At 63.7% G+C, this 21636-nt stretch carries 19 protein-coding genes and 1 pseudogene; 6 read left to right on the forward strand and 14 right to left on the reverse strand.

Annotated elements, in window-relative coordinates:
- Positions 1-93: 93 nt before the first annotated feature.
- Positions 94-384 (forward strand): annotated as a pseudogene (locus SKC41_RS00005) (hypothetical protein); the annotation flags it as partial.
- A gap of 141 nt (positions 385-525) precedes the next feature.
- Here SKC41_RS00005 and mtf2 read toward each other — a convergent pair.
- Together mtf2 and SKC41_RS00015 are read right to left on the reverse strand one after the other, a co-directional pair.
- Positions 526-1347, reverse strand: coding sequence for a fatty-acid O-methyltransferase Mtf2 (mtf2, locus tag SKC41_RS00010; protein WP_330975748.1), 822 nt, complete (start codon positions 1345-1347; stop codon positions 526-528).
- Positions 1348-1652: 305 nt separating this feature from the next.
- Positions 1653-2234 carry a carboxymuconolactone decarboxylase family protein gene (locus tag SKC41_RS00015; RefSeq protein WP_330975749.1) on the reverse strand — a complete coding sequence of 194 codons (582 nt, stop codon included), beginning with the start codon at positions 2232-2234 and terminating at the stop codon, positions 1653-1655.
- Positions 2235-2311: 77 nt separating this feature from the next.
- On the opposite strand from SKC41_RS00015, the gene SKC41_RS00020 reads away from it, so the two are divergent.
- Entirely contained in the window at positions 2312-2668 is a 357-nt protein-coding gene (locus SKC41_RS00020; RefSeq protein WP_330975750.1) for a winged helix-turn-helix transcriptional regulator, read from the forward strand.
- Between the two features lie 111 nt (positions 2669-2779).
- On the opposite strand, the gene SKC41_RS00025 is transcribed toward SKC41_RS00020, so the two are convergent.
- The 5 genes from SKC41_RS00025 to pstS all read right to left on the reverse strand — a co-directional run bounded on the left by SKC41_RS00025 (position 2780) and on the right by pstS (position 7947).
- Positions 2780-3610: an LLM class F420-dependent oxidoreductase gene (locus SKC41_RS00025; RefSeq protein ID WP_330975751.1), complete on the reverse strand. Its 831-nt coding sequence runs from the start codon at positions 3608-3610 to the stop codon at positions 2780-2782.
- 232 nt (positions 3611-3842) lie between these two features.
- A complete protein-coding gene (locus tag SKC41_RS00030; RefSeq protein WP_330975752.1) occupies positions 3843-4286 on the reverse strand; it encodes a hypothetical protein in 444 nt (147 codons plus the stop codon).
- Positions 4283-6208, reverse strand: a complete 1926-nt coding sequence (locus SKC41_RS00035; protein ID WP_330975753.1) for a hypothetical protein — start codon at positions 6206-6208, stop codon at positions 4283-4285. Before SKC41_RS00035 ends, SKC41_RS00030 begins: the two co-directional genes overlap by 4 nt.
- Positions 6209-6211: 3 nt before the next feature.
- The gene (locus tag SKC41_RS00040; RefSeq protein WP_330975754.1) at positions 6212-6520 is read right to left on the reverse strand and encodes an RNA 2'-phosphotransferase; all 309 of its coding nucleotides are present in this window, start codon (positions 6518-6520) and stop codon (positions 6212-6214) included.
- Positions 6521-6825: 305 nt separating this feature from the next.
- Entirely contained in the window at positions 6826-7947 is a 1122-nt protein-coding gene (pstS, locus tag SKC41_RS00045) for a phosphate ABC transporter substrate-binding protein PstS (RefSeq protein ID WP_330975755.1), read from the reverse strand.
- A gap of 174 nt (positions 7948-8121) precedes the next feature.
- Between pstS and SKC41_RS00050 the strand changes: the two genes are divergently transcribed.
- On the forward strand, positions 8122-8661 hold the full coding sequence (locus tag SKC41_RS00050) for a restriction endonuclease (protein WP_330975756.1): 540 nt from the start codon (positions 8122-8124) through the stop codon (positions 8659-8661).
- 104 nt (positions 8662-8765) lie between these two features.
- Here SKC41_RS00050 and SKC41_RS00055 read toward each other — a convergent pair whose 3' ends face one another.
- The 3 genes from SKC41_RS00055 to SKC41_RS00065 form a co-directional block, all read right to left on the reverse strand.
- Positions 8766-9236: a CAP domain-containing protein gene (locus tag SKC41_RS00055; protein ID WP_442931476.1), complete on the reverse strand. Its 471-nt coding sequence runs from the start codon at positions 9234-9236 to the stop codon at positions 8766-8768.
- Positions 9237-9326: 90 nt separating this feature from the next.
- Positions 9327-10745: an SDR family NAD(P)-dependent oxidoreductase gene (locus SKC41_RS00060; protein ID WP_330975758.1), complete on the reverse strand. Its 1419-nt coding sequence runs from the start codon at positions 10743-10745 to the stop codon at positions 9327-9329.
- A gap of 68 nt (positions 10746-10813) precedes the next feature.
- On the reverse strand, positions 10814-11314 hold the full coding sequence (locus SKC41_RS00065) for an N-acetylmuramoyl-L-alanine amidase (RefSeq protein WP_330975759.1): 501 nt from the start codon (positions 11312-11314) through the stop codon (positions 10814-10816).
- 371 nt (positions 11315-11685) lie between these two features.
- On the opposite strand from SKC41_RS00065, the gene SKC41_RS00070 reads away from it, so the two are divergent.
- On the forward strand, positions 11686-13233 hold the full coding sequence (locus SKC41_RS00070) for a class I adenylate-forming enzyme family protein (RefSeq protein WP_330975760.1): 1548 nt from the start codon (positions 11686-11688) through the stop codon (positions 13231-13233).
- A 289-nt stretch (positions 13234-13522) separates the two neighbouring features.
- The gene (locus tag SKC41_RS00075) at positions 13523-14950 is read left to right on the forward strand and encodes a serine hydrolase domain-containing protein (RefSeq protein ID WP_330978695.1); all 1428 of its coding nucleotides are present in this window, start codon (positions 13523-13525) and stop codon (positions 14948-14950) included.
- Positions 14951-14989: 39 nt separating this feature from the next.
- On the opposite strand, the gene SKC41_RS00080 is transcribed toward SKC41_RS00075, so the two are convergent.
- On the reverse strand, positions 14990-16483 hold the full coding sequence (locus SKC41_RS00080; protein WP_442931477.1) for a serine hydrolase domain-containing protein: 1494 nt from the start codon (positions 16481-16483) through the stop codon (positions 14990-14992).
- Positions 16484-16632: 149 nt separating this feature from the next.
- On the opposite strand from SKC41_RS00080, the gene SKC41_RS00085 reads away from it, so the two are divergent.
- The gene (locus SKC41_RS00085) at positions 16633-17532 is read left to right on the forward strand and encodes a universal stress protein (RefSeq protein WP_330975761.1); all 900 of its coding nucleotides are present in this window, start codon (positions 16633-16635) and stop codon (positions 17530-17532) included.
- A 204-nt stretch (positions 17533-17736) separates the two neighbouring features.
- On the opposite strand, the gene SKC41_RS00090 is transcribed toward SKC41_RS00085, so the two are convergent.
- The 3 genes from SKC41_RS00090 to SKC41_RS00100 all read right to left on the reverse strand — a co-directional run bounded on the left by SKC41_RS00090 (position 17737) and on the right by SKC41_RS00100 (position 21461).
- The gene (locus tag SKC41_RS00090) at positions 17737-17955 is read right to left on the reverse strand and encodes a ferric uptake regulation protein (protein ID WP_330975762.1); all 219 of its coding nucleotides are present in this window, start codon (positions 17953-17955) and stop codon (positions 17737-17739) included.
- A 150-nt stretch (positions 17956-18105) separates the two neighbouring features.
- Entirely contained in the window at positions 18106-21042 is a 2937-nt protein-coding gene (locus SKC41_RS00095) for an MMPL/RND family transporter (RefSeq protein WP_330975763.1), read from the reverse strand.
- On the reverse strand, positions 21039-21461 hold the full coding sequence (locus SKC41_RS00100) for an MmpS family transport accessory protein (RefSeq protein ID WP_330978697.1): 423 nt from the start codon (positions 21459-21461) through the stop codon (positions 21039-21041). The genes SKC41_RS00095 and SKC41_RS00100 overlap by 4 nt, the downstream gene beginning before the upstream one ends.
- Between the last annotated feature and the right edge of the window lie 175 nt (positions 21462-21636).

A 21636-nucleotide genomic window follows, 5' to 3' on the forward strand; every position in this document is an offset into this window, starting at 1 on the left:
ACGAGGGGTTTGGCGATTTCTCATCCTGCCGCCGAAGGACCCGTCCTCCTCACATCCCGACCATGTCGGCGTCTACAACGTCATGACCCGCAACAGCTAGATGGCCTGCAGATGATCGAACTGTCCACCCAGACGCGCGTCATTGCGATCACTCGGCCCGAAGGGCCGATCAGGTTGCGCCCTCGCCGCGACGCCCGACTGAAGGCCGGCGACACCGTATACCTCGTCGGGCCTTACCGCGAGCTGATCGCGACGCTGCGCAAGGGTCAGCCTCCACCGCTGACCGCAATCAACGGTCAGCGCGCCGCGACGCTCGCCGCGGCGCGTTCGGCGCACCGGCCGGACGCGCGCCCACCCAGATGGGCGCCCGACCAGGACGCTTGACGACCCAGTCGGCCGCCGATGAAAGCGGCGGGGTGGAGGCGGACGCTGACGCGTCGGCTATACGAGGTTCCGCGCGGCGTCCCGCGCGGGGTCGTCCCCGCCTGAAATCCGCTTTTCTGCGAACCTTTTCCGGGCAATGGCTTATGCCTTGGCAAAGCAGTACATCCGGTAATCGGTGGATCCGCCGCTTTGCATGTCCTGGTAGACCCGCCACACCAGCACATAACCGTGGACCAGCAGCCACCTGTGCAGGATCGCTGGCACCAGGCGATCGACCGCGCGTACCCACCACTGCGAATTCTTCTCCATGCCGCGGACGACCTGCTCGTTGATCGTCGTGTGCGAAAGCATCGTCAGAGGAGCGTTCGCCAGTTCCTTTTCCCAGTCGGCGACGGTGTCGGCGAAGCGGAAGTCGGCATATAAGAAATGCCCTCCAGGGCGCAGCACGCGGGCTACCTCATCGAGGAAACGCGGGAACTCGCGGTAGAGATGTGAGGATTCGATATTAATCACCGCGTCAAATGATTGGTCGGGGAAGGGCAGATGCTCGGCATCGCCTTTGACGAATTCCAGGCCAGCCAGACGGTGCCGTTCTTGGCAGAACGCGATACCGATGGGGTTCAAGTCCAATGCGGTGTAGGAGGCCGGGTGCACGGTACGCACCAGGTAGGAGGCCCCGCCGCCGTGGCCGCAACCGACCTCTAGCACCCGCTTACCGGCAAGGTCGACCTGGGTCGCCGTCCGGTGATAAAGCTGAATGAAATACCGGTCGTGCTCATCGGAGGCCGACAGCGGCACGCCCATCGGCGGATCTTCCTCGTATCCGTAATTGAGGAACAACACGTCGTCCGAACGAAGCCGACGGGTCAGGTAGGGATAAAAATATTGGTATACGAACTGGATAAATTTCGCTTTGAGAGTCCAAAGCGGCGAAGGCCGAAATTCCGGGGCCTCGAGTTCCATGGACGGAGTGTAGTGCGGTGATCATCGACCCGCGCGAATTTATCCGAATTTCGCAATATCGACGCCGAGGCCACGAAACCCAGGCCCTAACCGGCTCTTCGCAATTGAGGGGCACCGGTGGTGGGCGGATATCTCCGCGCGGGTGGGGCGTGTCGTTTCGGTGAGGTGGGGCCTCGTGGGTGACGATGCGGGTTCCTACCCCTGAGCTTCGCCACACCACCGAGGTGACCCGTGCAGCGAACTCCCGCCTCCCGACAACAAGCGGCTCAAATCGAGCGTCCGTACACCGGCCAGCGGCCCACCCGTCACGACATCTCACGTGCTGCAGGGAACCTGGCTGCCCACGGTTCCAGCGGCAGCCGCGCGGCGTTGATCACGTAACTGATGGCGTGGTACCACCCGGCCGTTACGCACAGCTCGAGGATCTGCTCGTCGTCGACGTGCTCGGTCAACGCAGCGAACAACTCATCAGACACCCTGCTGGTGGCGTGCAGCTCGTCGGCAAGGCGGAACACCGCCCGTTCGGGCGGGCTCCACACCTCATCCTCCGCCGATCCGTGCACCGTGGAGGCCAGCTGCTTATCCGACAGGCCCAGCGGCCGCCCGAAGCCCGTCACGTGCACGCCCCACTCGTATTCCGCGCCGGTCAGCGCGCAGGTGCGGTGAATCATCACTTCCCGCAGCCGAGGATCGACCTTTCCCTTGCCCAAGATGCCCGCGCCCAACGGCCGCGCCCGCGCCGCCAGCTCCTCATGGCGGCCGAGGACGCGAAACAGCGCCAGCGGCTCCATACCGCTGCCCGGCGGCATCCACTTTTCCAAGAGCGCCGCAAGCGCCGGTTCGTAGGGGGGCTCCAACGGCGCGATACGTGCGACGGGATCAGTCATCGATTATGCTCCTGCTTCGGAATACGAAGCGTGACGTTAGCGCTTCGGAAAGCGAAGCGCAACTAGTGACTGACTCGATGAGGACTCCGCGCCCGAACCATCCCGTCCGCGGCTCGACCACCGGTGAACCGATCATGGCCTTGCTCGACTTGCTGGGACGCCGGTGGCTACTACGCATCATCTGGGAGCTGCGCACCGCCTCGATCACCTTCCGCGACCTGCAGCTGCGCTGCGGGCGCATCAGCTCGTCGGTACTCAACGACCGCCTCCAAGAACTTCGCGCTGCCGGCATTGTCGAACTAGACCGCGGCGGTTATGCCCTAACCGACGAGGGCCGTCGACTGCTCGTCCTCTATCCGCCGCTTCACGCCTGGGCCGAACGATGGGCACAACGCGACGCCGAAACGGCCACCGCCGCAACGACTCCTCTGTAGGAACATTCAGGTGCGTAAAGCGAGTTATCCGAAAACCGCCGAATCAGCTCAACGGTGTTCGGGAAGCACCTCGCCATGTCGGGCGATGCACTCTCGCTTACGAAGAGACCCCTAACCGTTGTAGCTGGCCACCTTTGCGGCGTGGTCGTCGAGTATCCGAAGCGATTCGTCAAGCGGCTTGGTCGGCAACAGCAACGCGACGCGTTCGTAACCCAAGCCTGCCAGCCCGTCCCAATAGTCCGGATCGGCCGGCGTGCCAAACGTTGCCAGCGGAACCGCCTTGCCCCCGCCCTCGCGCATTTGGTCGACCCGCTTGGTCAACCGCTCCACCGGAAGTGGGTTGGATATCCAACCGGCGTCATGGCGGATCACCCGCTTGACGGTGGCGTCCGAGTCACCGCCGATGAAGATCGGCGGGTGCGGTTTTTGAACCGGTTTGGGGCGTTGGTAAGAAGCGTCGAAGTTGACGTACTTGCCGTGATACTCAGCGGGTTCGGTTGTCCACAGCGCTTTGATGGCCTCGATGCGTTCGTCGAGCAGTGCGCCACGCGTCTTCGGGTCAGTTCCGTGATTGCGCAACTCCTCGATGTTCCATCCCGCACCCACACCAAACACGAAGCGCCCACCGGAGATCAGGTCGATACTGGCGGCCTCTTTGGCCGTGGTGATCGGATCGCGTTCAATCAGCAGCGCGATCCCGGTGAACAACTCGATCGACGAGGTCACCGCGGCTGCCGCGGCCAACGTCACGAATGGGTCGAGGGTCCGGTAGTAGATCGAGGGCAGCTTGCCACCCTGCGGATACGGAGACTCCCGACTCGCCGGAATGTGCGTGTGCTCCGCGATCACCAGCGACTCGAAGCCCCGCTCTTCGATGGCGCGTGCCAGCGAGATCGTGTCGATGGTGTCGTCGTTGACGAACGTCGCGATTCCGAATTTCATGCTCGCCCCTGTCTGCCGGTCGTGACTCGACGCGTACCCGTCAACCAACACCCGCACGCACGACGCTAATCCCCGGGCCGCCCGCCGTCGGCACACGAGCACCATTGGCGTGTGGGGGGCCTACAGCGGCTCGCCGATATCGGGAAGCAACGCGTGTCTCCGGCTTGCGTTGTCTTCAGGATGTCGATCTCCACCGCCGAGAAATTCCCTGGCGAAAAACGCAAGGGAAACCTCACCGGCTCGACTTCCAGTACTCCGGCCCGCCCATCTCGAGAATGCCTTTGTGTGCGATGGGAAAATACTTCTGGATGCGCTCCCGCACCGATTCAAGCAATTGACTAGTCGTCGGAAAATCGACATTCAGGTTGTCTTTCCTGATTTCCTCGAGTGGAACTCCCTGCCGAATCGCAAACCTGGGAAGGTATTGCCACTTCCCAGACTGATCGTGGGGACCGAACACCTTTGGGGCATCCAATGGGGCAATCATGCAATTGATCGAACCGTCCCTGGTCGAGTCATAGATTTGGATTCTGCAATCCTTCGAACGGAAGAACACAACAGAGCCCTTTCGGCCCCATTCATCCACATCATCGTCGAACTCATCCAACTGAAAACCAAGGTCAGTCAATAAGGGCTCGACGATAGACCGGACTCCTACCAAGAACTCTTGTGTCATCTCGGACCCCCCGGGATACGCACCCACGAATCTCCGACTTGCTGATAACCGTATGTCGCGGCATTGCTCTTCAAGAACACAATTTCCTTGGCGGAATAGGAATTCGGATCTAGCGTCATCAGCTCCTCAACACTACCAACTCCCTGCGGTAAATGGTATTCGATCCGAGGGACGCCGCTCTCCATTTGGCCACGGAGGAATTGCTCGTTGACCGGCCAGACGAGGCCGTGCTCTTCTACCTTGCTAAGCCCGAACGCCATCGCGTCCCAAGCCGGGTCGCCAGTGTTGAAGTAGATTCCGCCCTGGCCTCTGGCTTCGCCGATGTAGCCGCCCTCCAGCCCGCCGTATTTGCCCAAGACGACCCGGTCCGGGTTTTCACCGACGTAGTGAGTCGACATTTCAGCGATTTGCCGACTGAGCTCTGTGGTGGGTTCTCCGTGCATGAACGCCGCGTACAAATCTTGCCCTGCTTGGTCTGCAAACGGGTGGAAGCCGATTGGTTGTTCGAAACCGACCGGCGTGTGTGGCAAATGCGTTGGGCCGTAATCGATTGCGGCGGCGGCATCAATGTCTGCCAATTTTCCAACGCCTGCCGCTTCCGGGCCGAAGAGCATCGCGGGCAAGGAGACCGCGGCGTCGGCGGATTTGCCGCCAAGATAGTAGGCCGGACTCGGCGAATTCAGGGCGTTTTGCACTTCGCCGATCGCCGCCCCCGCCGGGTTTTGGACAGTCTCGACCGTGCCTTGGATCATTTGCTTCCACGCGTCAAGCGCGCCCGGTAATCCGCGGTTTCCCACCCCGAGGAGGTTGTGAACGTTCTCTTCGGTTGCAAACCAGCGGTCGGCGAATCCTTCACCGAATCCCGGCGGTGGCGAAGCCTTGGGCTCGGGAGGCAGGTAGGGAGCAATTCCGCCCTGGTCGATCCACCGCTGTGCGCCGGCCACCGCTTCGTTCACGCGTGCTTCGATCTGATCCGGCGGCACGCCATCGCCGAGCATCACCTTGCGCAACAATGCCTTAGCGCTTTCCAACTCCGCCGGGCTCGGCTGCGGCAGCGGAACGGGCCCTCCGGGCAACAGCATTTCCTGCAGCGACCGCGGCTTGCCTCCGGCTGCGGGGACCGGCGGGCCCTTCGGAAGCGGCGTGCCGCCCGGCGCCATGGCCGTCGGAGCCGGCGAGTCCTTAGGCGGGGTACCGCCAGGCGGGGTGTCAGCGGCGCCGGCGGGCATCAACATGTCTTGCCATGTGTTCGGCTTGCCTCCGGGCGCGGCGGCGTCCTTCGGCGGGGCGCCTCCCGGCGCACCGTCCGCGCCGCCAGCGGGCGTCAACATGTCTTGCCAAGTCTTCGGCTTGCCCGCGGGCGCCTGGTTCGGTGTGCCTTGGGGCGCCGGGGCACCACCCGACGCGGATCCGGGAGCACCCGGCGGGGCTGCGCCGACGGCAGCACCGATCGCCGTGGCGAGCTCGTGATCGGCGGTGTGGGCGTGCACCTTGCAGGCGTCGAGGTCTCCCTGCAGGTTCTGCAGCTTGTAGGCGAGATCGAGTCGATCCGCTGGAATCCCCGCGGGGCCGACGTCGATTCGCCAGTCCGGCGTGATGGACCAACCGTTAGCCTGGGCGGCGCGTTCGATGTCATCCAGCTCGCGTTTGCACGCGCTCACATCCGCCTCGGCGCGCGACACCGCCGCCGCCACCTGCTGGGATTCCGCGCCATCCGCCTCGATGTCGCGGCGAATCTTTCCTACGTCGACGCGAAATGCGTCGCCTGCTTCACCTTGCCACTCGGCGAGCACGTTGTGGGCCTGCTGCAGGCTCTCCCCCAAGCGCTGCAACGTATTTGCGCGTCCGGTGGCCGTCTCGAACACTGCTCGAATGGCGTTCAGATCCCAGCGCTTGACGTCTGCTGGAGTCAGCGACCCCACGCGCTACCCCTGTTCCCGCACCGACCTGAGCAGGCTGGCCGAATCGTCATCGTTCGTGGCGAAACTGACCATCGCTTCGGCGACGTGGGTCCCCAATCCGCCTACCTGAAGCTTGTGTTGACTGTGCCTGGCCTCCCACCGCGCCGCCAGCTGACCCAAGGCGAGTTGCGAGGACCCGGCCCAGCCCGGCGCGGCATCGGCCAGCACGTCTTCATGGCCGACGAATTCCACGGCGGCCTCGCCGATCCCATTGAGCACATGATTGCTGCCAACGTGCAGCGCAACGAGATCGACATCCAACTCATCAGCCACGATGGCCCCCCTCTCGGTCCCCGGCACCGCGCCGTGAAGCTTAGCTGGTTTTGCGAAGCGGCGCCCCTCACCTTTAGCGCGAACCCGTTGCGGGCGTGGGCTGGATGCGGACCTTCTCGACACTCAGTCAGCGCCCATTCATTAGCCAACGCAAGAACTATTTGCCGCCCATCGGAAGACTGTTGTAGTGATCTACGGCGGCGCAAACGCGGCTATTGCGCTACCTCAGCCCGGACAATGCCAGCTCATCCAAGAGATCAAACCCACACCGTGTCTTCAGGTTTCGGCATTCAGCGCACGTGCGCCTAGCCGGCGATCTTGGCAATCTGAGCGTCGGACAACTTCGCGACCCCTCCCGGCAGGGGCCAAACGTAGGCATGAACGGAATCCAAGAACGAGGGACTGCTCCCGTCGGTCACGGCCCAGTGGAGAAACGCCTGCAGCGTCTGCGCCGTGGCGGGATCCTTCTGGTTGCCGTAGACGACAGCGTACAGATAGCTCACGATCGGGTACCCGCCCGCGGCGGGCGCGTTGACCAGCGAGATCGACTGGTTCGGCGGGGTCTGTGAGGCCAAGCTGGCCGCTGCGGCGCCAATGCTCTGGGCGTCGGCGAGCAGGAAATTGCCCGCAGCGTTACCCAATTGGGCTTCACCCAGTCCCTTCTGGTGGGCCACGTCGAGGTAGCCGCTGCCGTGATAGGTGACACAGCCGGGGTTCGCGGCGCAGTCGTTCAGCATGCCCGCCTTGCCCTCGGCATCGTCTTCAACCCGTGCACCCGGTACCGCCGGAAACTCGACGGTGGTGCCCGCGCCGGGCGACTTGCCCCAGCCGTCGGGGTCTTGCTTCGCCAGATACTGGGTGAACAAGAATGTGTCGCCGGACCCGTCGGAACGATGGAGCGGAATCACCGCGGTAGCAGGCAAGTTCACGCCGGGGTTGAGAGCGGCGATCTGCGGGTCGTTCCAGGTTTTGATCGTGCCCCGGTAGATCGCCGCCAAGACTTTGCCATCCAGCTTGAGGTGCTCGGTGATGCCGGGCAGGTTGTAGCTGACGTGCAGCGCCGAAACGGCCACGGCGACGTTCATCAGCCCCGGGTGCGCGGCCATGTCGGCTTCGGACAGGTAGGCGCCGGAGGCGCCGATGTTGACCTCGCCGGCGGCCGCTTGCGAGATTCCGAAATCGGACAAGGTGCCGTCGGTTGTGATCGTGACGTTGGGATATTTCAGGTGATACGCCGAGGCCCATGCATCGATCAACGGGTAGAGATCTTTGGAACCGGTCTCCCACAACGTCACCTTTGACGTCGCGGGGGCAGTGGCAACGGACGCCGTAGCTGACCCGGACGGACCCCCTGGCTTGCCTGATCCGCAGGCCGCGACCAACGCCAGCGACACAACCACCAACACCGTGCGGTAGCGAATTTTCACGTCCTCACCTTCGTTTTCGGCTCCTCGCGGGACACGTACTGTAAGCGTGCGACAGCGCCGTCGCCGGACAACGTTGTTTGTCGTCGTTCATCTCTATCATCGGCTCATGAATAGGGCGTCAACGATCGTCACTTGCGCGGCCGTCGCGCTGGGCCTGGGAGACCTCTCCACGTCATGAAGACGGCCTTCGCTTTTCTCCCGCTCTACTTCGGGCTTCTGCTTGGATTCTTCACGCACCGCGTTGCGCTGGGACTGGTAGGCGCTTGCTGTGGTTTGCTTTTCGCCGGCTTGGTACAGCCGGCCTATCGTCGATCGCGGCGACGATTACGGACCTATGCGGGCATCGGGGAAATCGACGCGATGGACGGCGTGGAGTTCGAAGACTACGTCGCCGCACGCATGCAGCGCGCGGGCTGGCAGGTCAGCTTCACCCCTGCCGTCGGCGACTACGGCGTCGACCTGATCGCGCAGAAGGACGGCCAGTATGCGGCGATCCAGTGCAAGCGGCACGGCAAGACGATTGGAGTCGCCGCTGTCCAGCAGGTGGTGGCGGGTGCGCGCCATCACGGGTGCACGCGAAGCATCGTGGTGAGCAATCAGGAGTTCACCACTGCCGCAAAGCAGTTGGCCTACACGCACGGTTGCCAGTTGATTGGCCGCAAGGCTTTGCAAAGCTGGGTCCCCGCGCCCACGGGAAAAGCGTTGCGTGACTGAGGTTCTAGATACTATGTCAAGGGTCGCGGACCGAGCGCAGGCCGGCATGCCTACGAGTCACCCATGTTCTCAATGACTTCCGGCAACAGCTTGCCCCGCCGGCGTTATGCGGCGAAGTCGCCGACGATGGTCATCTTGTTGCCGTCGGATGCGGTGGCGAAGCCGGCTGTGGTGTATGCGCAGTTCAGGATGATGGCGCGGTGCGGGGGACTTTGCATCCACAAGTCGAGCGCTTGGTTCGGATTCGCCGCCGACCCGGTGCCCCAGAAGACGACCTCGCCGCTGTAGGGGGTCCGGTAGCCCGCGTCGGTGATACGCACTTGCGGGGAAGAGCCGTCCGAACCGATATGGCCGTTCACACCGTTGCGCAGCATGTCGTCCGCATGCCGCTGCGCTGCTTCTGTCAGACGTGGGTCGGCGCCGAGCGCGCCGCATGCGTCGCGAACCCGGTTGACGCCGCCGTACAACGCGGCCCCTGCACCGTCGGCGCGCGCGGGAAACTCAGCAACCGTCCCCGGAGCCGTGATGACCAAGACGCCGACCGAGACCACGGTGACAGTTTTGATTTTCCTCATCGTGTTGCCTGTCGCCACCTACTGCATTTCGGTATTAGGCAAGCAAACGTTACCGACTTGTGACCATGGGCGCTCAATAGTGCGTCGTAGCTACCAATTGCTCGGCGAGTAGTCCTTCAGGAAGCAGCCGTACAGATCTTCGCCAGACTCCCCGCGGACAATCGGGTCATAGACGCGAGCGGCACCGTCGACCAGGTCAAGCGGGGCATGGAAGCCCTCGTCGGCAAGCCGCAGCTTTGTCGGGTGCGGACGCTCGTCGGTAATCCAGCCCGTATCCACGGCCGTCATCAGAATGTGGTCCTGCTCCAGCATCTCTTTGGCGCTGGTGCGGGTAAGCATGTTCAGTGCGGCCTTCGCCATGTTGGTGTGTGGATGCCCCGGGCCCTTGTACGCGCGGCTGAACTGTCCCTCCATCGCAGACACATTCACCACGTACTTGCGGCGCGCGGGTGAAGCGGCCATCGCCGGGCGCAGGCGGCTCATCAGAATGAACGGCGCGGTCTGGTTGCAGAGTTGAACCTCGAGCAGTTCCATCGCATCGACCTCGTGCACGCGTTGGGTCCAACTGTTGATCGGCGCGATATCGGGCAGCAGACCACCGGCGTCGATGGCGGTGCCCGCGACGATCCGGTCCGGAGACGCGCTTCGGGCGGTAAGCGCCAATTCAGTTACGGCATGCGGAGTTTGGTGCTCGGCGAGGCTTCCGGCGAGTGCGGCGGGATGGGCGTCGCTGACGCGGTCGAACGTGATCACGTCGACGAGTTCCGGCGCCGGGCTACGCTCCGCCTCGATGAGCGCGGCGTAGGAGCCGGGAGCGCGGCGCACCGTCTGGGCGGCGTTGTTGATCAGGATGTCGAGCGGGCCCTGGGCGGCCACGGTGTCGGCGAGCGCAACGACCTGGGCTGGGTCGCGCAGGTCGATACCCACGACGCGGAGCCGGTGCAGCCAGTCGGCGCTGTCGGGCATCCCCGCGAACCGCCGCACGGCGTCATTCGGAAAGCGGGTGGTGATGGTCGTGTGCGCACCATCGCGGAGCAGTCGCAGCGCGATGTACATGCCGATCTTGGCGCGACCACCGGTGAGCAGGGCGCTCCTACCGGTCAGGTCGGTGCGGGCGTCGCGCTTGGCGCGGTTGAGCGCGGCGCACTCCGGGCAGAGCTGATGGTAGAAGGCGTCGACCACCGTGTAGCGGTGTTTGCACACGTAGCAAGAGCGCGGCCGCAGCAATGTGCCGGCGCTGGCGCCGACCGCTGCCGACACCAAAGGCAGGCCGCGGGTCTCGTCGTCGATGCGACCGGGCGCACCGGTGGCGGTAGCAGCGGTCACGGCATCGTCGGCGGTTGCCACCGCGTCGCGCTTGGCGGCACGCCGGGCCTTCCTGACTGACTTGAATATGCCCGCGGTCGCCCGGCGCACCGCAACGGCATCGGGGTGCTCGGGCGGCAATGACTCGACGTCGGCCAGCACCTGCAGGCAAATGTCGAGCTTGTCCGGGTCGATCGCATTCACGGGGGAAGACTACGGCCTATCTCGCGCGCTTTCGTCCTCGACGCCCGATGGCGTCGGATGCAAGGCGATTAGCCTGCTTCGATTGCCGAAACGGTTGCCGCCGCATCCGGCCCACAGATGCGTTGCAGGTTCACGGGTCCCGCTGCCACTAGATCGTCGATGCGGTGCTTGAGGTCCCCCGACGAAAGATGCGCATACAGATTTGCACCCGGGCATGAGGTTTGGGCAAGGTCGCGGTGGCCGGCCAGGGTGCTACTGGCGATGTGAAAGGTCTGCGTGGCCCACGCGAAGGCAAGTGCGGCCGCGTGAAGTTGGGCTTCGGAGACGGCTTCTTTGTCGAAATCCCCTTCGCAGAGAACCAGGAAGTGTCCCGTCGTGTCGTAATCCGTTGCCGTGTCGCCCGCGATCTGCGGCGTGCGCAGTTCGTAGATGTTGCCGTCGCGGTCGACGCCGACGTGATAGGCGATGTCGACCCATCCCTTGTCTTGGTGGTACCGCTGGTCCTGACGCAGACGGCCCGGAGCGTTGCGGTTGTCCCCCAGGACGACAGCTTCGTGGTGCAGCGTCATGCGAGTGATGGTGTGAGGCCTGCCGCCGGCTAAGGCCGGCCGGGCACCCCAAGCGTCTCGGCACAACATCACGGCTGAAGCCGTGCTGAGCGGGACGATGGGCTCCGCGACCGATTGAGAGCACCCGCCCGCGATCGCCACAGCCCCTGCGCCACCGACCAGCTGGAGCAGCTTGCGACGGCTGACGGGCGCACGGCCACCGTCGCGACGGCCGGGCATGACAGCGTCCATGTTGAACACCATACGAAGTGCAGGGGCCGCCGGGGTCGCATCGCGAAGCTGGCCCGTGGAAGCGCTATTTGGGCTCGGCGGTCCGACGAGCTTCCCATCGCCTTTAATTGGGTGGCCCCCGCTGTTGGATAGGACCCGGTGTGACCCAACCACGACCACTCACCATCCCCGCGCTCCTCGCAGAGAGCGTTCGTCTGTTCGGCCAGGAGACGTACGTGGTCACACCGACGGAGCGCCTCACCTACGGGCAGGCGGAACAGCGCTCGGCGCACATCGCGCGTTGGTTACTGCACGAAGGCGTCGGCAAGGGCAGCCGGGTGGGTCTGTTCTTCCCCAATGGCGTGGAGTGGATCATTTGGTGGCTTGCCGCCTCGCGGATCGGCGCTCTGGTCGTCCCGATGAGCACCATGTACACTCCGGCGGAGATCGCAAAAGTGTTGCGGCTGGCGGATATTGGTCTACTGGTTGCTCCCAGCCAGGTCCTCAAGATCGATGTCGCCGCACAGTTCGAAGCCGCGCTGCCGCAGCTATCCGATCAGCAGGCCGGACGCCTGGCACTGCCCGCGGCGCCGTATCTGCGACGCATCGTGATCACCGGTGAGACGGACCGCCAATGGGCGACCCGCTGGGCTGGGGATAACGCCTCGGGCGTTCCGGACGAGGTGCTGGCCGCAGCAGAAGCTGAGGTGTCGCCTGCCGATCTGGCCATCATGGTGCACACCTCGGGATCCACCGCGGATCCCAAGGGTGTTCTGCACACCCACGGCACCGTGGTCCGGCAGACCTCGACGTGGCCGAGCGCTATTCGAGCGCTCACCGGGCCGGCATCCCCGACCAAGATCCTCTGCGCGATGCCGTTCTTTTGGATCGGTGGCTTGCTCGCCGCGACGGGCGCTTTGCACGAACCCGTCACGCTATTGGTGATGGCGCGGCTCGACGCGGGCACGGCGTTGGACCTCGTCGAACACGAACGCGCGACGGGGATCGTCGGGTGGCCCGCCTTCACCCAGCGTTTGCGCGAGCACCCGACCTTCGCCAGTCGCGACCTCAGCAGCGCGCCGATGCTGCGGGATGGTCCGCTGGACTTGGCGATGATCGACGTACCGGACGGGTTTCCCGTGCACCGCACCATGTCTGAGACCGCTGGCGGTTTCGTCTGCACCGAGATGCGCATCGTGGACGAACAGGGTGCACCCGTGCCGGTAGGGTCCACCGGCGAGCTTCTGGTCCGCGGGATCGGCGCCATGGTCGGCTACAACAAGCGCGAGCGGTGGGAAACCTTCGACGCCGACGGCTGGTACCACACCGGGGACCGCGTCTATCGCCGAGAAAACGACCCGCGCTTGTTCTATGTCGGACGAACCAGTGAGCTGATCAAATCGGCGGGCGCCAATGTCTCCCCGCTCGAGGTCGAGGCGGTCATTGAGGCATTCGATGATGTCGCGCAATGCGTCGTCGTCGGTGTCGATGACCCCGAGCGCGGCGAAGAGGTGTGCGCCGTCGTCGTAGCGGCGAACGCGAAGATCGATGTTTCATCGCTTGCTGCGCGTGCGCGAAATCAGTTGTCCAGCTATAAAGTACCGACGCGCTGGTCCGTCGCGACAAGCGACCAAATACCCACCTTGCCCAGCGGCAAGCTCAACCGAAAAGCGTTGCGGACGATGTTGACCAGCGGCCTGCTGGACTGAGTCGATCTGGCTCCTGTTGCGCGCGCGGCACGTCGCCGAAGCGCTTGTCCCTCGCCGCCTCATGCGCGACCGCGGCCAATTGGTCGCTGAGGATATATCGAATGTTCACCTGACGAAAACGGCATCCATGTGTGAACATGGCCGCATTAAGGATGCACGGCTCCATCCGAAGCGGCCCCACGCTGGCGGTGATACCAGCGAAGTCGAACGCGGCCCGTGGTTGTTCGGATCCGCCCCCCAAGCGGCAACAGCCATTAACCCTCACCGCCATCCGAAAGGAGAATTTCCGATGACCGCCCCCACAGTGCCACCGACAACCAACCCCCCGTTCGATCAACTCGACGCGAAGATCAAAGAAGGCATGCACGACTACGGGATTCCGGGCGTCGCGGTCGGGGTCGTCTACAACGACATGAGATCTGTTAGTAGTTACGGCGTCACCAACGTCGATTATCCGCAACCCGTCGACGACCATACCGTGTTCCGGATCGGCTCAACCACAAAGACATTCACCGGAACGACGATGATGCGTCTGGTGGACCAGGGCTTGGTGGACCTGGATGCACCGGTGCGCCACTACATCCCCGACTTCGCAGTGGCCGACGAATCCGTTAGCGCCGCAGTGACCGTGCGTCACCTCCTCAACCATACGTCGGGCTGGAACGGTGACGATGTACAGGACTTCGGGCGGGGCGACGACGCGATCGCCGGTTACGTCAGCGCGATGACCAACATGCCGCAGCTGACACCACTGGGCACCGTATTCGCCTACAACAACGCGGGTTTGGTGGTTGCGGGCAGGATCATCGAGAAGGTCACCGGAACGACCTACGAGTCGGCGGTGCAGAAATTACTTCTGGATCCGCTCAAGATGACCAGCACCTATTACTTCTCCGATCAGATCATCGGCTCGAACGTGGCGGCACCACACGATGTCGACGACGCCGGCCAACCCGTTGTGAGCAAAGAGTTTTGGTACTTCCCACGCAGCTGTCACTCGACCGGCGGGCTGATGTCCACAGTGGAAGATCAACTGCGCTACTTAAGGTTCCATCTCGGCGACGGCACAACGCCCGACGGCACGCGGCTACTGAAACCGGAGTCGTTGGCGGCGATGCGCTCGAACCCCGGCGCGGGGGGAACGCTGCAAGTGGAGCTCACTGGGATGGGCGTGACGTGGATGCTGCGGCCGTCGATCGACAATGTCTCCCGCAGGAATGTCACCATCGTCCAGCACGGCGGCACCTGGGCAGGGCAACACTCAGGCTTCTTCATGGTGCCCGAGAAGAGGTTTGCGATGACCGTTCTCACCAATTCCGAGGGCGGGACTCAGCTGCTGAACGATCTTTACGCCAGTGATTCGATATTGAACAGCTTCGCCGGGATCAGCAATCTACCCGCCCCGCGGAAAAGTCCCGACCCAGCGCCTTACGTGGGCCAGTACATCGGTCACGAGACCGACCTGTCCGGCGAGGTCGCCCCCATAACGGTTGACTGGAAGGCGGGCGACAAGCAACTCGTCGGCACCATGGTCAGCGGCGACGATCCGCCCGAGAAGATAGGGTTCGCCTTCTACGATTCCGTGTTCGGACCCGACTATGGGCTTGACCTCGACGAGAACAACAAAGAAACCGGCACACGATCCGATTTCCTTCGCGGCCCCGACGGCAAGATCGCGTGGTTTCGCAGTCACGGACGGCTGTACCAACGCCAATAGCGTTGCCGCGAAACGGATGCCGTCACTTCATTGAACCCCTCAGAGGTGAAGGGCCTGCGCCGCTGCCGTCGCAACCTCGCCCCGCAACTCCGACATCGGCGGACTGCCGCGCACGTGGATCGAATTCGAGAGCAGAACTACATAGGTATCTGAGTCGGGGTCCATCCAAAGCGAGGTTCCGGTGAAGCCGGTGTGGCCAAAGCTTCCGATGCGCAGGATCGCGCCCCGCGCCGTGGAGTCGGCAGTATCGATGTCCCAGCCGAAGCCGCGCAGGTTTGCACCCGCGATCGCCGGATAGTGGCGGGCGAGAAGCGGATCCGCCGTATTCGGTCCGGCTGCTCGGGCCGCCGCATTCGCCGCTTCGAGTTGGTGCGCGCTGTGTCCCGGCTGCTGCGGGCTCGTCATCGATTGCAAAGTCGTTCGCATCAAAGGAAATTGACTAGGACGACCCGCGAGCCGGTCGAGCAGTGCCTGCGCAAAGACGCTCACGTCGTGTGCCGTCGAGAACACGCCGGCATGCCCGGCGACCCCACCCATGCGCCGGGCGGTGGTGTCCTGCACGGTGCCACGCAACAGGTGATCGAGGTCGGGATTTTTGCCCGGATCGGCTCTCCCCTCTTCGTCGCGTGCTGTAGGCGCGATGCGCGGCAATAGATCGACGTCCCAGGTCCCGGCGGGACAGGCGTCGCGCGCCGACCCTGGTGGCGAGGGAGCCCAGCCGACCGCGGATCCGATGGTCGTGTGCGGACCGCATGCTTTAGCCGGGGGAAGGTAGTGGGTATCTGTCATGCCGAGCGGCGCGAACACATGTTGCTGGACGTAGACATCCAGGCCCTCACCTGTGACCTTCTCGATCAGAGCCCCGAGCAGGATGAAGTTGATGTCGGAGTACCGAAACCCGTCGCCGGGGCCGGACTCCAACGGTGTGGTGAGCGCACGGTGAATGCCCTCTGCCTTATCGGCCCCGTCCAGTCCCCACGGATCTCCGAGATTGACATCGCCCGGCAAGCCCGACGTGTGCGTGAGCAACATGCGGACGGTCACCTGCGTACGCCGGGGATTGTTCGTTGTATTGAAGTCGGGCAAGTAATGCTGCACGGGATCGTCGGCTTCAACCTCGCCTTGTTCGTAGAGCTGCATGACGGCAGTCGCCGTCGCGAGGCTTTTCGTCAGCGACGCCAAGTCGAAGATCGTGTCCTCCGTCATCGGCTCGGCGGGTGCCGGCAATCCGTCTAGCCCAGGTTCGCCCGCAAGCTTGCGCCAGCCGTAAACCTGGTGGAAGGCGATCTTGCCGGCGTGCCCGATCACCGCCACGGCGCCGGGCAGCCTGTTGGCCGCAATCGAATCGTTGATGAGCTCGGAGACTTTTGTGAAGTCAGGCGCGGGGGCCGCGGCGGGCGCCTGCGTCGGCCGTACCCCGTCGCTCGATGCTTCATGTGCTGCATCGCCACGCGAGCAGGCCGCAACCAATCCAAGCGCGAGGGTTCCGAGGGCAACGGCCTTTCGGAGCGATTTGCCGGCACGATTCGTCAACTGCGGGCCGAGGGTGAAGGGCGCACGATCTCAGTGTCCACGGGTTGGGTGCCTTTAGTCCTGTGGCTTGCATCTTTTCGGCCCTGACCATCACCGCCGCCCTGAGTGATCCTGTCGGTGGGGACGCAGCCGAGAGAAGAGAAACCGATATGTGGCAACCACCACGTGGCGCGATCCTCGTAGGCGTTGACGGCTCCGCAGCGGCACTGGGTGCTGTGCGGTGGGCGGCCCGCGATGCGGCACTACGCAATGTGCCCCTCACGCTGGTCCACGCCGTCGACACGGCCTTACCGGAGTGGCTTGAGGTCGCGGCGCTGGCCGGGTCTCGGCGTTCGCAGGAACGGCGGACACACAACGTCATCGAGGCGGCGATCGAGGTCGCCGAAGAGGGCGCCGGTGGGCGCGGTCCACTGCGGCTCGATAGCAAGTTGTGTCATTCGGCCGCTGTCCCGACGCTCGTCGACCTCTCCAAAGAGGCTCAGATGGTCGTGGTCGGCTGCCGGGGACGTGGCGGCGCGGTGGCCCGAGCTTTCCTGGGCTCGGTGAGTTCGGCGTTGGTCCACCACGCGCATTGCCCGGTCGCCGTGATCCGTGACCACGACGCCCTCGTGGCCGATGTCGCACGGGCGCCGGTGCTGGTGGGCATCGACGGTTCACCGGCCTCGGAAGTGGCGACTGCTATTGCTTTCGAGGAAGCCTCCCGACGAGGTGTCGGCCTGACGGCATTACACGCCTGGATGGATCCCCGTGTCTCCGGTTCCAGCGGGTTGGTCCAGAACGCCAAATGGGACGCTGAGCTATCCGGGGAGGAGGAGACGCTTGCGGAGCGGCTGGCGGGTTGGCACGACCGCTACCCCGAGGTGGACATCCGTCGCAGGATCGAGATTGGCGATCCCGCACGTTGGCTGATCACCGCCTCCGAGCGTGCGCAATTGGTTGTGGTCGGCAGCCACGGTTGCGGCTGGTTCAGTGGCAGGTTGCTGGGATCGGTCGGTGCTGCGGTAGTCAACCGGGCCCAGTCCTCCGTGATCGTGGCCCGCAAGTCTTGACTGCGATCATGTAACCGAAGCCTGTGGACGGCTAAGAGCAATATGGGCGAAACAGTCTTTGCCGCAATGAATATCGTGCGGTGGATCACTCATCGAGTACGGCGATACCGAACCGAATCTAGAGTTTTGGTCCCCAACGCCACAGTGGCACAACAGATTCAGCTGAACTCAAGTAGTTCGACGGACTAGTCAGGGACATGTTGTTTATTGCTGTACCTGTGCCGCCTTGGCGGCCTCGCGCCGAGCCTTCTCTTTCACATGGGAGGAGCAGGCATGACCCATCTCGCAGTGGTACCGGTCACTGCATTCATGCGAACAATAGCCGGCTGCCGCCGGAAGCCATTCCGGATCGGAAACGTCGCGCGGTCGCTCGTCCGGATGGAACGTGTGTCCGCAATGCACGCAGGCCTTGGTCTTGACCATAACGCTCAGAATACGCGCGAAAGCCGTCTCGGTGGCGTGCAATCCGACCAAATTAATTGGCGTCGTCCGGAAATTCGTTAAACAGGCTATGGATAGGAGTTGTTGTCAGCCCGGCACATTCGAAATTGACGGGCTGGACTATTCCGAAAGCTACGTCCGCGGAGCCGTGTGTCGCGGTTGGTGCAACAGTGCGCGAACCAGCGGGCGCGGGCCGAGGGACCGAAGCATCTGGCTGGCGGGGCGGACCCGGACCCGCTTCGGCCACCAGAACCAGCGTCCCATCACCGTCATGATCGATGGCGTGATGAGCGTACGAACGACGAACGTGTCGAACATCAGACCGATACCGATCGTGGACCCGAACTGACCGATCGCCCGCAGATCGCTGGAGAGCATCGCGGCCATCGTGACGGCGAAAACCACACCGGCTGCGGACACCACCGGGCCCGTCACGCCGACGCCGCGGATGAGCCCGGTGTTCAGGCCGGCCCCGATTTCCTCCTCGATTCGGGACACCAGCATCAGGTTGTAATCGGACCCCACCGCTAAGAGCACGATCAACGCGAATTCCGTTGCCACCCAGTGCAACTGGAAGTGGCCCAAGTGCTGCCAAATCAATGTCGAGAATCCGAACGCTGCGCCTAGCGACAGCACGATCGTGCCGACGATGACGCCCGCTGCTACCAGTGCGCGGGTGACGATCACCATGATGATGAAGATCAGCACGATCGACGCCGCCGCGGCGATCAGCAGGTCATACCAGGCGCCAGTGGCGATGTCGTGGAATGTTGCGGCGGTGCCGCCGAGGTAGATGTCGGCGTTCTCTAGCGAGGTGAGCTTCAGCGCCTCCTTGGCCGCGTTGCGCTCTTGCTCGACGGACTTGATGCCTTCCGCGGTCGCCGGGTCCACGGCGTGAGTGATGATGAAGCGCGCGGCCTTTCCGTCGGGCGACACCATCAAGCTCAGCCCGAATTGGAAGTCGGAGTTTTGGAAGATCTCCGGCGGCAGGTAAAACAGGCTTTCCACCCGAGCGTCGTTGAACGATTTGCCCATCACGGCATTGGTGTCGGTCAGCCGGTCGAACTGGTCGATCAGACTGTCGAACGAGCTGTAGATGGTCAGCGTCGTATCCCGGATCGCCTTGGAGACAGCGATATTCTCCGGAATGATCGCCAGCAATTCGCGGGTGGCGCTGGCCGTGTTGGTGAGGTCTTTCGTGAGGGCGTGGAACTTTTCGGCCAGCTGATCGAATCCGTCCAGCGCGTCGAACAGCGACCGTAACGACCAGCAGATCGGGATGTCGTAGCAGTGCTTCTCCCAGTAGAAGTAGCTGCGAATCGGCCTCCAGAAGTCGTCGAAATCCGCGATGTGGTCCCGGATCTCGTCCGTGATCTCTGCCGTCTCCGCGGTGGTTTTCGAGCTGTCGTCGGCGGCGTTGGCGAGCTTCTGGGTGATCGCGTACTGGCGTTCCAGCAGGGAGATCTGGGTGTCGAGGAACCCGGTGATCTTCTTGATGTCGCCGACGCGGTCCCTCAAATAATTGAGGTTGTCACGAATCGGCGCGGTTTGCACACTGAGCTGGAATGGAATGGACCCGTCTTCGATTGGTGGGCCGAGCGGTCTGGTGATGCTCTGCACCCGTTCGATGCCCGGCACCCGGAAAATGGCACCGGCAACCTTGTCCAACACCAGCATGTCTCGGGGATTTCGCAGATCGTGGTCCGATTCGATCATCAGCAGGTCCGGGTTCAGGCGGGCCTGCGTGAAGTGCCGATCGGCCGCGTCGTACGCCTGCACCGAGGCCGCGCTCTTCGGCAAGTAGTACAGGTCGTTGTAACGCGGGGTGAAGCCCGCGAGACCAAGGGCGCCGACGATCGCCAGGATGACGGAGGTCGCGAGGATGGGCGCCGGCCAGCGCACGATGGCCGTCGCCAGGCGGCGCCAGCGGGTGTAGTTGAACTTGCGCTTGGGGTCCAAAAGGCCAAAGCCACTGGCGACTGCAATGAGAGCGGGCGTCAGCGTGACCCCAGCCGCCACCACCACCAGCAGTCCCACCGCGCACGGGAACGCCAGCGAACTGAAGTAGGGCAGCCGGGTGAACTTCAAGCAGGCCAGCGCCCCGACGATGGTCAGACCGGAGCCCAGGACCACCTTGCTGACACCGGCGAAGGTGTCGTAATAGGCGGCCTCACGGTCCAGACCGCGTTCACGGCCCTCCTGGTAGCGGCCGACCATGAAAATCGCGTAGTCGGTACCCGCTGCGATCGCGAGTGAGGTCAGCAGGTTCACGGCGAAGGTCGACAACCCCATGACGCCGGTTTCGCCCAGCAGCGAAACCACGCCGCGGCCGGCCGCGAGTCCCACGAAGAGGATCACCATGGTCAGCAACACGGTGCTGATGGACCGGTAAACGAACATCAGCATGAGCGCGATGATGACGACCGTGATGATCGTGATCTTGGCCAGGCTCTTGTCACCGACAACGATCACGTCGGCGGTCAGCGCACCCTGGCCCGCGACGTAGGCCTTGACGCCGGCGGGCGGCTTGGAGTCCGCGACGATCTTGCGCACCGCGGCAACGGATTCGTCGCCGATCGCCCCACCCTGATCGCCTTTGAGGTTGACCTGGACGTAGGCGGCCTTATGGTCGTAGCTCTCCACACCTGAGGACGTGAATCGCTGGCCCCAGAAGTTCAGCGCATGCTCGACGTGTTCGTGGTCGGCCTGGATCTTTTTGACCAGGTCGTCGTAGAACCGGTGGGCGTCCGGGCCGAGCGGTTTGTCACCGACCAGGGTGACCAGGACGAGGTTGTCGGAGTCGTACTCTTTGAACTTCTCGCCGATGTGTTTCATCCCGGTTACCGATGGTGCGTCTGACGGCGAGAGCGGGACGGAGATCTCCTCGGCAACCTTCTCCAACTGCGGGACGAAGACGTTCACCCCGATCGCAATCAGCACCCAGACCACGACGATCGGCAGCGCCAGGACGCGGATGGTGCGGGCCAGGCGCGGTCGGCGCTCAAGCTCGTAGGGCTGGGCGACGGGGATTTCGGCGGTGTCGTCAGCGTCGCGCGCGTCGCTCGTCATGCGGATTTGTCCAAGCAGGAAACTTGCGCGTCGCGGGTGTTGACCTGGCGTTCGTCGACCAATTTGCCGTCGACGGTGATCCGGCAGCCGATAGAGGGGCTGTCACCTTGGGCGACCACGTACGCGAAAATGCCGGGCATCTCCGCGACGATCGTCGTCGACCACGGCAGTGTGGTGAAGTCGGCCTTTTGCGGTAGTGACTCCGCGTCCATCCAGTTCACGACACCGGTTGTCCCGGGCGGTCCAAAGATTTCGTAAACGGCGGTCTTGGCCGCGTACGGCGGCGTCGCATCCCGGGGATCGGGCTTGGCCAGGCCGGGTCCTGGGAAGACGTCGTGGAGTCGGTCCACTGCGATGCCGCCGATCATCAGGGCCACGACCACGACCAGCGCAACCCAGCCTCGCTTGAGAAGTGTCAGCAATAGAGTGCCTCCCGCCCCCGAATGCACGATGGGCTGATATTAAGACAAATCGTCGACCACGCCACCGCAGCGCAAACGCCATCGCGGTCGAGTTGATTCCCGGCGTGGCACGCTGCGACAGCAGTTTTCATCCCGCGGACCACGGACTGCCGGCGAGGGCGGGCCGTCCTTG

This window comes from Mycobacterium sp. 050128 (genome assembly GCF_036409155.1).
Lineage (GTDB): Bacteria > Actinomycetota > Actinomycetes > Mycobacteriales > Mycobacteriaceae > Mycobacterium.

Excerpts from the sequence above, each read along its gene's own strand:
- SKC41_RS00025 (WP_330975751.1), bottom strand. The coding sequence starts at position 3,610 with ATGAAATTCGGAATCGCGACGTTCGTCAACGACGACACCATCGACACG.
- SKC41_RS00085 (WP_330975761.1), top strand. The coding sequence starts at position 16,633 with ATGTGGCAACCACCACGTGGCGCGATCCTCGTAGGCGTTGACGGCTCC.
- SKC41_RS00030 (WP_330975752.1), bottom strand. The coding sequence starts at position 4,286 with ATGACACAAGAGTTCTTGGTAGGAGTCCGGTCTATCGTCGAGCCCTTA.
- SKC41_RS00050 (WP_330975756.1), top strand. The coding sequence starts at position 8,122 with ATGAAGACGGCCTTCGCTTTTCTCCCGCTCTACTTCGGGCTTCTGCTT.
- mtf2 (WP_330975748.1), bottom strand. The coding sequence starts at position 1,347 with ATGGAACTCGAGGCCCCGGAATTTCGGCCTTCGCCGCTTTGGACTCTC.
- SKC41_RS00020 (WP_330975750.1), top strand. The coding sequence starts at position 2,312 with ATGAGGACTCCGCGCCCGAACCATCCCGTCCGCGGCTCGACCACCGGT.
- SKC41_RS00090 (WP_330975762.1), bottom strand. The coding sequence starts at position 17,955 with ATGGTCAAGACCAAGGCCTGCGTGCATTGCGGACACACGTTCCATCCG.
- SKC41_RS00065 (WP_330975759.1), bottom strand. The coding sequence starts at position 11,314 with ATGACGCTGCACCACGAAGCTGTCGTCCTGGGGGACAACCGCAACGCT.
- SKC41_RS00095 (WP_330975763.1), bottom strand. The coding sequence starts at position 21,042 with ATGACGAGCGACGCGCGCGACGCTGACGACACCGCCGAAATCCCCGTC.
- SKC41_RS00075 (WP_330978695.1), top strand. The coding sequence starts at position 13,523 with ATGACCGCCCCCACAGTGCCACCGACAACCAACCCCCCGTTCGATCAA.
- SKC41_RS00055 (WP_442931476.1), bottom strand. The coding sequence starts at position 9,236 with ATGAGGAAAATCAAAACTGTCACCGTGGTCTCGGTCGGCGTCTTGGTC.
- SKC41_RS00015 (WP_330975749.1), bottom strand. The coding sequence starts at position 2,234 with ATGACTGATCCCGTCGCACGTATCGCGCCGTTGGAGCCCCCCTACGAA.